Annotated in this window: 13 protein-coding genes; 10 read left to right on the top strand and 3 right to left on the bottom strand. The window is 74.1% G+C overall.

Annotated elements, in window-relative coordinates; genetic code table 11:
• The first annotated feature begins 67 nt into the window (after positions 1-67).
• The 8 genes from ABD347_RS24325 (at position 68) to ABD347_RS24290 (ending at position 5577) form a co-directional block, all read left to right on the top strand.
• Positions 68-784: a VWA domain-containing protein gene (locus tag ABD347_RS24325; RefSeq protein WP_344364981.1), complete on the top strand. Its 717-nt coding sequence runs from the start codon at positions 68-70 to the stop codon at positions 782-784.
• A complete protein-coding gene (locus tag ABD347_RS24320; protein ID WP_344364979.1) occupies positions 781-1338 on the top strand; it encodes a HutD/Ves family protein in 558 nt (185 codons plus the stop codon). Before ABD347_RS24325 ends, ABD347_RS24320 begins: the two co-directional genes overlap by 4 nt.
• 95 nt (positions 1339-1433) lie before the next feature.
• Entirely contained in the window at positions 1434-1871 is a 438-nt protein-coding gene (locus tag ABD347_RS24315) for a hypothetical protein (protein ID WP_344364976.1), read from the top strand.
• Positions 1872-2183: 312 nt separating this feature from the next.
• Positions 2184-2387, top strand: a complete 204-nt coding sequence (locus ABD347_RS24310; protein ID WP_005318814.1) for a cold-shock protein — start codon at positions 2184-2186, stop codon at positions 2385-2387.
• A 103-nt stretch (positions 2388-2490) separates the two neighbouring features.
• Positions 2491-4146 carry a DEAD/DEAH box helicase gene (locus ABD347_RS24305; protein WP_344364974.1) on the top strand — a complete coding sequence of 552 codons (1656 nt, stop codon included), beginning with the start codon at positions 2491-2493 and terminating at the stop codon, positions 4144-4146.
• 303 nt (positions 4147-4449) lie between these two features.
• Complete coding sequence (locus ABD347_RS24300; RefSeq protein ID WP_344364972.1) at positions 4450-4788, top strand: hypothetical protein; 339 nt, start codon at positions 4450-4452, stop codon at positions 4786-4788.
• Between the two features lie 80 nt (positions 4789-4868).
• Complete coding sequence (locus tag ABD347_RS24295) at positions 4869-5282, top strand: guanyl-specific ribonuclease (RefSeq protein ID WP_344364971.1); 414 nt, start codon at positions 4869-4871, stop codon at positions 5280-5282.
• Between the two features lie 13 nt (positions 5283-5295).
• Positions 5296-5577: a barstar family protein gene (locus ABD347_RS24290; protein WP_344364970.1), complete on the top strand. Its 282-nt coding sequence runs from the start codon at positions 5296-5298 to the stop codon at positions 5575-5577.
• Between the two features lie 78 nt (positions 5578-5655).
• Here the strand turns inward: ABD347_RS24290 and ABD347_RS24285 are convergent, their stop codons facing one another.
• Both ABD347_RS24285 and ABD347_RS24280 read right to left on the bottom strand, forming a co-directional pair.
• Complete coding sequence (locus ABD347_RS24285) at positions 5656-7134, bottom strand: ankyrin repeat domain-containing protein (protein ID WP_344364969.1); 1479 nt, start codon at positions 7132-7134, stop codon at positions 5656-5658.
• A 75-nt stretch (positions 7135-7209) separates the two neighbouring features.
• Positions 7210-8103, bottom strand: coding sequence for a hypothetical protein (locus ABD347_RS24280; RefSeq protein ID WP_344364967.1), 894 nt, complete (start codon positions 8101-8103; stop codon positions 7210-7212).
• Between the two features lie 239 nt (positions 8104-8342).
• Here ABD347_RS24280 and ABD347_RS24275 point away from each other — a divergent pair, with 239 nt between their 5' ends.
• A complete protein-coding gene (locus tag ABD347_RS24275; protein ID WP_344364966.1) occupies positions 8343-9116 on the top strand; it encodes a S1 family peptidase in 774 nt (257 codons plus the stop codon).
• On the opposite strand, the gene ABD347_RS24270 is transcribed toward ABD347_RS24275, so the two are convergent.
• Positions 9091-10911 (bottom strand): glycoside hydrolase family 35 protein, encoded by a 1821-nt coding sequence (locus ABD347_RS24270; protein WP_344364964.1) that lies wholly within the window; start codon positions 10909-10911, stop codon positions 9091-9093. The genes ABD347_RS24275 and ABD347_RS24270 overlap by 26 nt on opposite strands.
• Before the next feature lie 142 nt (positions 10912-11053).
• Here ABD347_RS24270 and ABD347_RS24265 point away from each other — a divergent pair, with 142 nt between their 5' ends.
• A complete protein-coding gene (locus ABD347_RS24265; RefSeq protein ID WP_344364962.1) occupies positions 11054-11941 on the top strand; it encodes a helix-turn-helix domain-containing protein in 888 nt (295 codons plus the stop codon).
• Positions 11942-11945: the final 4 nt, after the last annotated feature.

The raw sequence follows: 11945 nt of genomic DNA, 5'->3' as shown, positions 1-11945 counted from the left end.
GTCCGTGCCCGGCGTCCGCCGTCTCGGCACTCGGAGAGGAACCGCGGCGGTCGCATAGTCTCGCCGTATGCCGATCAGCCTGCAGAAGCTCGAAGAGACCGCGCCCGCCCTGGTCGACCTCTACAAGAGCGCGGGGGTCTCGCTGCGCAAGCACGGGCTGAGCGGCGAGCGCGCCGCCGTCTACCTGGTCGTCGACCACTCCGGGTCGATGAGGCCGTACTACAAGGACGGCAGCGTCCAGGCGCTCGCCGACCGGGTGCTGGGTCTGTCGGCGAACCTCGACGACGACGGGCGCGTCCCGGTGGTCTTCTTCTCGACGGACGTCGACGCCGAGACGGAGATCGCCCTCTCCGACCACCAGGGCCGGATCGAGCGGATCGTGGCGAACCTCGGCCACATGGGCAGGACCAACTACCACCTCGCCATGGACGCGGTCATCGACCACTACCTGGACAGCGGGGCGACCGACCCGGCCCTCGTCGTCTTCCAGACGGACGGCGGACCGAGCAGCAGGGCCGCTGCCGAGGGCCATCTGTGCAGGGCCGCGAGGCTCCCGCTCTTCTGGCAGTTCATCGGCTTCGGCGACCCGGCCAGTCGCCAGTTCGAATTCCTCCGCAAGCTCGACGAGCTGGCCGTACCCGCCAGGCGCTGCGTCGACAACGCGGGCTTCTTCCACGCGGGTACCGACCCGCGCGGCGTCCCCGATGACGAGCTGTACGACCGGCTGGTCGCCGAGTTCCCCGCCTGGCTCGCCGCCGCCCGCGCCCGGGGCATCGTGCGATGACGGCGGCGCGCGTGCTGCGGGCGGCCGACCGGACGGCCGTGCCGTGGAAGAACGGCGGTGGCGTCACGCGGGAGATCGCCGCCCTGCCCGAGGACGCGGGCATGGAGGGCTTCGACTGGCGGGTCAGCCTCGCCGACGTCCACGCCGACGGGCCGTTCTCCGCGTTCCCCGGTACGGAGCGGATCCTGACGGTCGTCGACGGCACGGGCATGGACCTCGACGTCGACGGGCGGCACCTGTGCGCCGAGCGGTACGCCCCGCGGCACTTCCCCGGCGACGTCCCCACCGGCGGGCGGCTCCGCGCCGGACCGGTCGTCAACCTCAACGTCATGCACCGGCGCGGGGCGGTCGCGGCGGCCGTCACGGTCGTACGGGGCGGGCGGGCCGTGGCGGTCCCGCCGGACGCGACGGTGCTCGTCGTCGCCCTGGACGGGCCGGCGGAGGCGGCGGGCGTGGAACTGGGGCGCTACGACGCGGTGTTGTGCGCGGCCCGGCAGACCACGGTACGCACGGACGGGTACGCGGCGCTCGTCACGCTCCGCCGAACGGGCTGAGCCGGCCGTGTGATTGTGCCCCGACCGTCGTGAAGGGCCGCCGGCGGCGGGTAGTGCTGCACCTCGGGGACGGCCACCGGACAGGAGACACTCATATGCGCCGTGCAGCTTTCACCGTCGCCGCCACGACCGCCGCGCTCACCCTCGCGGCCGCCGGGCCGGGCTGGGCGTCCACGTCCAGCGGTGACATCACCACCAGCTGGGGCGACCGCAGCCGGATCCAGCTGACCTGGGTCGACCGGAACTCCTTCCAGGGCGGCACGCTCACCGTCGCCGACCAGACGTGCGACGACCGCTCGGTCTACGCCACCCTCACCATCCGGACGGGCTCCGGCACCACTCTCGCGTCGGACGACAAGCACAACACCCGCGGCTGCGGCACGACCGCCGACTTCCAAAACCTCCGGGCCACGGACCCGAGCGGCATCAAGAGCGTCACGATGACCCTGTGTCGCCGGGTGGCGGGCACACCCGACCACTGCGAGACCCGGTACACCGGCTTCAACCCGTACAACCCCTCCCTCGCGTTCTGAGACCCGCCGCGCGAGGACGGCTCGCCGCGCGTCACCGCCCGGCCCGGGCAGCGGTACGGACACGGGGGGGCGGTGACGTTCGGTCCGGGAAGGCGGACGCGCCGCGGCCGCTCCACCTCATCGGCGGAAGGCGCCGACGACCCACGGCGTGCCCTGTTGCGGCTGGGGCGCGAGGATGGTGTGCTACGGTTGTCCACGTTGCAGTTTTGGTACCCATGAACTTTATGTGCGCCTGACGGGAATGTTCCTCAGGCGCATTATTGTTTTACCGGCTTTCTCCGGATGGGGCCCCGACACCATCAGGAGATAATTATGGCCACCGGTACCGTGAAGTGGTTCAACTCGGAAAAGGGCTTCGGCTTCATCGAGCAGGACGGCGGCGGCGCCGACGTCTTCGCCCACTACTCCAACATCGCCACCTCGGGCTTCCGTGAGCTCCAGGAAGGCCAGAAGGTGACCTTCGACGTCACGCAGGGCCAGAAGGGCCCGCAGGCGGAGAACATCCTCCCCGCCTGATCACCGGATACGCAGCACCGGTATCTCGCAGCCGGGACCCGCACCATGCAGTCGAGGTGCGGGTCCCGGCTTGCGCTGTGCTCAGGCCAAGGAAGGCAAATGTATGACAACGACTCGACCCGAACGCCCCGCCCGTAAGCGCCCCGCGAGGACCGGCAACGCGAATCCCGCGCGCTCCGGGAACGGCAGGACGGCCGGAAACGGCAACGCGCCCGCCCGCGCCACGGGCAGCCGGGCCCCGATCGCGGCTCCGCGCGACTTCGCCCTGCCGGAAACCGCCACGCCCGCGCTGCCCCCGGTCGAGGCCTTCGACGACCTCGACATGCCGGCCGCCCTCCTCAAGACGCTCACCGCCCAGGGCGTCACCGAGCCGTTCCCGATCCAGGCCGCGACCCTGCCGAACTCCCTGGCGGGCCGTGACATCCTCGGCCGCGGCCGCACCGGTTCCGGCAAGACCCTCGCCTTCGGCCTCGCCCTGCTCGCCCGCACGGCCGGCCGGCGCGCCGAGCCGAAGGCCCCGCTCGGGATGGTCCTGGTCCCCACGCGCGAGCTCGCGCAGCAGGTGACCGACGCCCTCACCCCGTACGCGACCTCCGTGCAACTGCGGATCGCCACCGTCGTCGGCGGCATGTCGATCAGCCGGCAGGCGGGCGCGCTGCGCCGCGGCGCCGAGATCCTCGTCGCCACCCCCGGTCGCCTCAAGGACCTGATCGAGCGCGGCGACTGCCGGCTGGACCAGGTGTCGGTCACCGTCCTGGACGAGGCCGACCAGATGGCCGACATGGGCTTCCTTCCCCAGGTCACCGCGCTGCTGAAGCAGGTCGAGCCGGACGGCCAGCGGATGTTGTTCTCCGCCACGCTCGACAAGAACATCGACCGGCTGGTGCGGATGTTCCTCACCGACCCGGTCGTCCACTCCGTCGACCCGTCGGCCGGCGCGGTCTCCACCATGGAGCACCACGTCCTGTACGTCGCGGACGAGACCGACAAGAAGGCCGTCACCGCCCGTATCGCGGCCCGCGACGGCCGGGTGATCCTCTTCCTGGACACCAAGCGCTCCGTGGACCGGCTGGTCAAGCGGCTCCTCGCCAGTGGCGTACGGGCCGCCGGCCTGCACGGCGGCCGCTCGCAGCCGCAGCGCAACCGGACCCTGGACCAGTTCAAGACCGGCCAGGTCACCGCACTGGTGGCCACCAACGTGGCGGCTCGTGGCATTCACGTCGACGACCTCGACCTCGTCGTGAACGTCGATCCGCCGACCGACCACAAGGACTACCTGCACCGAGGCGGCCGCACCGCCCGCGCGGGCGAGTCCGGCAGCGTGGTCACCCTCGTGCTGCCCGAGCAGAAGCGCGACATGAGTCGGCTGATGTCCCACGCGGGCATCACGCCGCGCAGCGCTCGCGTGAAGTCCTCCGACGAGGAACTGGCCCGGGTCACCGGCGCCCGCGAGCCGTCCGGCATACCGGTCACCATCGAGGTCCCGGAACCGGCCCGGCCCGCCGCGCAGGGCGACGGCAAGACCGGCCGTCGGCGCCGTCCCCGCCGCAGCGGCCAGGGCACCGGCGGCGCCGCCGCGACCACCGCCACCGCCACCGCCACCGGCGCCGGCGCTCAGGCGGGCGCTCCCCGCCGCCGTGCCTCGGGCACCGGCGCGGCCCGCACGTCCGGGGCGGGACGCTCGGGGAGCACCGGACGCACGTCCGGCACCGGCCGCTCGGGCGGCTCGGGCCGCGGCGGTCGCCGCACCGCCGCCTAGCGGCACCCCCGCCCGGCACGGCAGGGCCCGGAACACCGCGACGCGCGGCGTTCCGGGCCCTCACGCCGTTCAGGCCCCGGCCAGCCGCCGCGCCCCGGACGGCACCACGCGCTCGATCCGGCTCCTCGCACCCCGCGAGTCCTCGGCGCGGCGGGCCCTCAGGCGGAGGGGGCGACCACCACGCCCGTCCCCTCCGGCCCGGAGAACGGCCCGCTGGGATCGCGAGGGCGAACGAGGCGACCGCCCCGTACCCCCTCATCGACGGCCTCCCACGACCTGGGGTGGCCGTATCCGCGCCGGGTGATGTTCGGAGCCCTTCCCTTCCTCGCCGTGGGCTCCGTGGCCGCCGGCGCGCTGGTGCTGTGGCTGGTGTCCTGGTTCAGCACGGGGCTGCGGCCCACACTCCACGTCTCCGGCCTCGGCACCTTCCTGTCGGCGGGCGTGACCACGGCGGTGGTGCTGTGGGCGGTGGGCCTCCCGTTCTTCCTGCACGGTCTGAAGAGCCGGGGCGTGGGCGCCCCGCACGGCGGCCCGCGGCCTCTCGTGGTGCGCGCCACCGGCTTCGGCTTCGTCTGGCCGAGGACCCCCGGCTCCGCGCCCCCGGACGGCGCCGGGGGAGACGTTCACCTTCTCGCCCCGTAAGTGACGGGCACGTCAACGTCCGGGGAATTCAGGCGACTTGACGTTGACGTGCCCACGTCTACACGCGTCATCATCGGCGTATGAGAATCCCCCCGCGGTTCACCCTGCTCGGCGGCGCCGTGGCGCTGCTGTCCACCCTGTTCGCCGGACCGGCCACCGCTGTCCCGGCCGTCCCCGCCGTCTCCGCAGCCCCGGCCGCCATCACCGCGGTGGGGAGCGTCTGCTACTCGCGGCTGCCCTCGCAGGCGCACGACACCCTCGACCTCATCGAGGCCGGCGGTCCCTACCCCTTCCGCCAGGACGGCACGGTCTTCCAGAACCGCGAAGGCATCCTGCCGAGCCGGACGACCGGCTACTACCACGAGTTCACGGTCATCACCCCCGGCTCCACCACCCGGGGCGCCCGCCGCATCGTCACCGGCGACACCGAGCGGGAGGACTACTACACCGCCGACCACTACGCGTCCTTCGACCGCGTCGACCACGGCTGCTGAACCGGACACCACCATGACGACCGTGTACGTCATCGAGGGCCGCCGGGTCGCCGGACCCGACGGCTTCTGGCGGGCCGTCGGAGAGGCCGTGAACGGCCCCGGCGGGTACTTCGGCGACAACCGCGACGCGTTCGCGGACTGCCTGAGCGGCGGCTTCGGCACGCCGGAGGACGGTGACTTCGTCATCGAGTGGCGCGATCACGACGCCTCGCGCCGCGCCCTCGGACCGGCCCTCTTCGACGAACTCGTGGAGATCATCGACGAACGGGCGCCGGGTACGCTCCGGCTTCGCTGACCCCGCCCGGACGGCACACCGCGGCTTCGCCGGCCCCCGGCCCGGGACGGCCCGCCGTGCCGGCGCCGGGGGCGGCGGTCAGCGGCGGCGCGGCAGGATGTGCTCCAGGCGGCGCCGGTCGCGCTCGTCCCGTACGTGGGCCAGGGCCGCCTCGGCGACACCGCGCGCCGGACTCCCCGGCGCCTCGCTGCCCAGGATGCGCGCCAGCGCCTCCGGAGCACGGTCGTCACGGCGCTTCGCCAGACCCCGGGCGGCCTCGGCGGCCGTGCCGGGGTCGGGGTCGTCCAACCGGGCGGCCAGCGCCTCCCGCAGCGCGGGGGAGTCGTCCGGCACCTCCGCGAGCGCCAGGGTCGCCCAGTCGCGCACCCACGGGACCGCGTCGCGGCTCAGCCCGATCAGCACCTCCACGCCCTCCCGGTGGCCGGCGGGCACCAGCCCGGTGAGCGCGACGGCGACACCGCGCCGTACGCCGGGGTCGACGTCCGCGGCGTGCCGCAGGATCTCGGGCAGTGCGGCCGGGTCGCCGAGCCGTCCGAGCGCGCCCACCGCGGCCGTCACCGGTCCGGCGTGCCGTGCGGCCCGCGCCACCTCCCGCAGGACCGGCAGGGCCCGCTCCGCGCCGACGCCGAGCCCGCCGAGCACGTCCGCGGCGAACGCCTGGCGCAGGGGGTCGTCGCTCGCGGCCCAGCCGAGCGCCGCCTCCAACGTCGCCTCGTCGCCGCGCCCGCTCAGCGCCCGCACCGCCTCGGTCCAGTCGTCCTGCCCGGGGTCGCCGCAGCGCAGGGCCCGCCCGGCCAGTTCCTCCGGGTCGGCGCGGACGCCCAGCGCGTCCTCCAGGAGCGTGGCGATCGCCGCGTGGCCGGTCTGCTGCTCGGCGCCCGCGCCCGGCACACCGTCCCGCAGCAGCTCCACCACCACGGTCACCCCGCCGTCCTCCGGCACCCGACGGGTCACGACCTCGTACCCGTCCGGCCCGTACGCCTCGGCCAGGTCCCGCCGCAGCGCCTCCGCGACGTCCGTCCCGGCCCACCGCCGGGCCTCGCGCAGGGCTTCGTCCAGGCCGGGCGCGCCGCGCTCCAGCAGTGCCCGCACCACCGAGGGGGAGCCGCGCCGCGCGGCCGCGACGAGCGGCGGCTCGTGGCCGGGTTCCGGCCCGGGCAGCCCGGGGTCGGCCCCGTACTCCAGCAGGGCCTCCACGGTGCCGGTGTGCCCCTGGCGCACCGCCCACGCCAGCGCGGTGAACCCGAACTCCTCGCGCTGGTCCGCCCGCGCCCCGGCCGCGAGCAGGGCCCGCACCACCCCGGTGTGGCCGTTGCACGCGGCGCCGCACAGCGGCAGCTCCCCGGCACCCTCGCCGCTCGCGTGCCCGGGGTCCGCGCCGGCGGCTAGCAGCAGCCGGACGATCCCCGCGTGACCGCTCACCGCGGCCGCGTAGAGGGCGGTCCGCCCCTCGTCGTCGGCCGTCGAGGCCGGGACGCCCGCCCGCAGCAGCCGGACCACCGCGTCCTCGTCGTCGCCGTGGACGGCTTCGAAGAGGTCCTCCATGTCCTTGGTCATGGTCCGACCTTCACCCGCGCGCCCCCCGGCCGCCAAGTGGATATCGTCCAAGGGGTCTTATGTGTCGCGTCCCAGTCATGTATCGCATTCCAGCACCGTCCGGCACAGCCCGCACCGGGCCCGGACCCGCCCCCGCACCGGGATCCGGATGCGCTGGTGACAGGTGGGGCACGGGAAGGAGACCCGCAGTCCGGTGTCCGGGCCGCCGCCCTCGAAGGCGTACGGCAGTCCGGTGGTGGCCCCGGGATGGTCCCGCGCGTGGCGGCGGTCCTGCGCGTAACGGTGCCGGCCCGCCCACCCCGCCGCCGTCAGCGGTGGCTGCCGTGCGTCGTGCAGTGCCACGTCCCGGCCGTCGGTGTAGGCGGTGTACGCCTGCGGGCTGGTGAACCACGGCGAGGGGTCCTCCCCGAACGCCAGCGCCCGCTTGGCCAGCACGTACCCGAACTCCTCCGGGGTCAGGTAGCCGAGCTTCTGGCTCGTCACCCCGTCCTCGCGGTACGCGTCCAGCAGCAGCCAGCCGGCGCCGAGGTACGTCGTCACCGTGTCCGTGAGGATCTCGTTGTCCCGCGTCCCGGCGAAGCTCAGCCCGAGCCGGTGCAGCAGTACGTGGGTGATCTCGTGCGCGAGGGCCGCCCCGATGTCCCGGCGATGCGTACGGAACCGGTCGTTCAGCTCGATGAAGTACTCCGGCCCGGCCGCCAGTTCGACGCTGGCCGCGTGGGTCATCCCCCGGAAGCTGACGATCATCCGCGCGTCCGGCAGCCGCAGCTGCTGCACCAGGGCGTGGGCCACCCGCTGCGCGCCCAGGTGGAGGTCGTCGCCCTCGGCGAAGGACACGTCGGCGGGGGCGACACTGGCGGCGTACGCGTACAGCCCCTCCCGGCTCAGCCGCCGGTACAGGGCCGTGATCGCCGCCCGCACGGTGTCGAGGTGCGGGTAGCCGTGCACGACCTCACTGCCGTTCGCCACGCCCCTGCCCCCATGTGCGACGTCGACCTTCCTCCACTGTAGGGCCCGCGCGCGGGCCGGGGGAGAGGGGGCCAGGGGGGCGGGTGGTGGCCGAAAACGCCGCCTTGTGGTCCCTCCGGCCGCCTCCGGATAATCCGGAACACGCTTTGACGGGCGCATGTCATTGAGTGTCATCGAGCTGCCTTCCGGCATGGTCCCGTCACGCGCGCACGGATCAACCCCCCACGAAAGGCAGACAGTTGTCCACTCTTCTTCGCACCCTCAAGAGATGTGCCGCGGCCGGTGCCGTCGCCCTCGCCGCCGTCAGCCTCCAGCCCACCAGCGCCTTCGCGGCTCCCCAGCCGATCGTCGGCGGCACCCAGGCCGCACAGGGCGAGTACCCCTGGATGGTCAGGCTCTCCATGGGCTGTGGCGGTTCCCTGCTCACCCAGCAGATCGTGCTGACCGCCGCCCACTGCGTCAGCGGCTCCGGCAACAACACCAGCATCACCGCCACCGCCGGTGTCGTGGACCTCCAGAGCACCGCCGCCATCAAGGTCCGCTCCACCAAGGTCCTCCAGGCGCCCGGCTACAACGGCAAGGGCAAGGACTGGGCCCTGATCAAGCTCGCCCGTCCGATCAACCTGCCCACCCTGAACATCGCCACCAACACGGCCTACAACAGCGGCACCTTCACCGTCGCCGGCTGGGGCGCCGCCCGCGAAGGCGGCGGTCAGCAGCGCTACCTGCGCAAGGCCACCGTGCCGTTCGTCTCGGACGCCAGTTGCCGGCAGTCCTACGGCTCCGACCTCGTCCCCGGTGAGGAGATCTGCGCCGGCTACCCCCAGGGCGGCGTCGACACCTGCCAGGGCGACTCCGGCGGCCCCATGTTCCGCCGTGACAACGCCGGTGCCTGGGTACAGGTCGGCATCGTCAGCTGGGGCCAGGGCTGCGCACGCCCCGACTACCCCGGCGTGTACACCGAGGTGTCCACCTTCGCCTCCGCCATCAAGTCCGCGGCCGCGACTCTCTAGCACCGCCCGGCCGAGCAGCGAGGGGCAGGCCCGGCGGGGCCTGCCCCTCCCGCCGCGCCAGGCGTACGCGGACCCCGGCACCCTCCAGCTCCAGTACCCACACCTCGTTCGTACCCTCCCGCAGCACGGGCCCCGGCACGAACAGCGACTGCTGCGGCCCCACCCCCCAGAACCGCCCCAGGCAGAACCCGTTCACCCACACGAACCCCCGCGTCCAGCCGGGCAGCTCCAGCACCGCGTCCCCCGCACCGGCTACCCCCACGACCACCCGGTACAGCCCCGGCACCCCCTCCCGCGGCACCGGCCCGAACGGCACCTTCCCCACCCCGCCCGCCGTGAACGCGTCCACCCGCAGCCCCCGCGCCCGCACCCCGTGCACGTACTGGCGCTCGTGCAGCACCCCGCCCGTGACGCCCTTGCTCTCCCCGAGCCGCGGCCCGTAGTTGACCCGCCCCAGCGACTCCACCCACAACTCCACCACCGCCGGGCCCGCCACCGGCTCCGCCAGCACCGCGTCCTCCCCCTCCAGCACCCCCGCCCGCACCCCGTCCACGTACACCACCGCCAGGTCCCGCAGCCCCACCACCGACAGCGGACGCGGCAGGCGCGGCCCCGGAACCTCCAGCCGGTAACGGACCAGCCCCCGGTCCACCCCCAGCTCCTCGAAGGACGGCGGCACCGGCCCGTACCGCTCCTCGTCGCCCAGCGCCTCCAGCACGCCGTCCAACGGGACCCACCCGCACGCCGCCGCCCCCACCCCGCGCGCCAGCCGCGGCGGCGGCGCCGGAACCGGCGGCAGCGGGTCCGCCGCGTACGCCGCCAGCACCTCCCGGAACGCCCAGAACTTCGCCGTCGGCAGCCCCGCCTCGTCGACCGGCGCGTCGTAGTCGTACGAGGTCACCGTCGCCTCCAGCGGCCCGTCGTGCAGCGCGCCGGACCGGTTCGCCCCCGCCCACCCGCCGAAGTTCGTCCCCCCGTGCGCCATGTAGACGTTGAGCGAGGCCCCGCACTCCAGGACCTCCGCCAGCGCCGCCGCCGCGTCCTCCGCGTCCCGCGCCGCGTGCGCGTCGCCCCAGTGGGTGAACCAGCCGCACCAGAACTCCATGCACATCAACGGCCCCCGAGCCCGGTGCCGCCGCAGTACCTCGAACGCCGCCCGCGCCCCCGACCCGAAGTTCACGGTGGCCAGCACCCCCGGGATCGACCCACCCGTCAGCATGTGGTCCTCGGGCCCGTCCGAGGTGCACAGCGGCACGCTCACCCCGCACCCCACCAGCAGATCCGCGACGTACCGCAGATACCCCGGGTCGGAGCCGTAACTCCCGTACTCGTTCTCCGCCTGCACCATGATCACCGGGCCGCCCCGGTCGATCTGCCGCGCCACCACCTGCGGCAGCAGCGTGCGGAACCAGCGGCTGACGTGCCCCAGGTACTCCGGGTCATCCGTCCGCACCCGCCGCCCCACCCGCCCCGTCAGCCAGTGCGGCAACCCCCCGTTCTCCCACTCCGCGCAGATGTACGGGCCCGGCCGCACGATCGCCCACAGCCCCGCCGCCCGCACCGCGTCCAGGAAACGCCCCAGCGCGGCCACGTCCCGGTAGCGTCCCGGACCCGGTTCGTGCAGATTCCACGGGACGTACGTCTCCACGCAGTTCAGGCCCATCGCGCGCAGCATCGCCAGCCGGTGCTCCCACTGCTCCTCGTGCACCCGGAAGTAGTGCAACGCCCCCGACAGCAGCCGCACCGGCCTGCCGTCCATCAGGAACTCCCGCTCACCCACCGTGAACTCCGCCAACGAACCCACCCGTCTCCCGGCCCGTCTCCCGGCCCCGTACCGCGACCAACTGTCGCCCTCTGGCGGCCGGCGGGTCCATGGACAAAGATCGGCGCTGTTTGGACGCGAGAGCGCCGGAACGATTTCCCGGGGAGGCCGAAGGATGTACCACACCTGGATGCGCTTCTTCTCACCCGGCCCGCTGCACCAGCGGCTCGGTCTCGTCTGCCTCGGCGTCGGGCTCCAGCACGGCGCCCTCCCCACGGTCGGCCCCCGCACCCTCGACCACCACGTCGCCGTGGTGATCAGCGCGGGCGGCGGCTGGTACCGGTTCCCCGACGGGCGACGCGCCGACGTGACCGCGCCCGCCCTCCTCTGGCTCACCCCCGGCGTCCCGCACCACTACGCGCCCGACCCGGCCACCGGCTGGGACGAGGGCTTCGTCGACTTCACCGGACCGGTCACCGCCACGTACACCGAACTCGGTTACGTCGAGCCCGACCGCCCCGTCGTCCCCCTCGCCGACGCCGGCCCCGCCCGCTCCGTCATCGGCCGCGTCGCACGGGCCGCCCGGCGAGGCAACGCCCTCCTGGAGGTCGAGACCTCCGCCGCCGTCCACGAACTGCTCGTCACCCTGCGCCGCACCCGCGCCGACACCAACGCCGACGGTGACCTCGTACTGGAGGCTCTCGCCCGCGACGCCTTCCGGCCCCTGTCGGTCGCCGAGCACGCCGCCCGGCACGGGATGACCCCCGCCGAGCTGCGCGCCGCGGTACGCCGCGGCGCGGGCTGCAGCCCCAAGGACTACCTGCTCGGCATCCGGCTGGGCCGGGCCAAGGAGCTCCTCGCCGGCACCGAGCTGCCGGTCGCCGCGATCGCGCGCCGCGTGGGCTACGACGACCCCGCGTACTTCTCCCGCCTGTTCGCCCGCCGGGTCGGTACCGCCCCCGTCCGCTTCCGCGAGCAGCAGGGCCGCGCCGTACCGGGCGGCTGGAGCACCCGGATCCCGGATGCCGAACACCCACCGACGATCGTCACGGGACACGTCTAAGCTC

The organism is Streptomyces gobitricini (genome assembly GCF_039532985.1).
GTDB classification, from domain to species: domain Bacteria; phylum Actinomycetota; class Actinomycetes; order Streptomycetales; family Streptomycetaceae; genus Streptomyces; species Streptomyces gobitricini.
The sequence above is the reverse complement of the archived record's forward strand: the minus strand, read 5'-3'. Positions and strand labels throughout refer to the sequence as shown.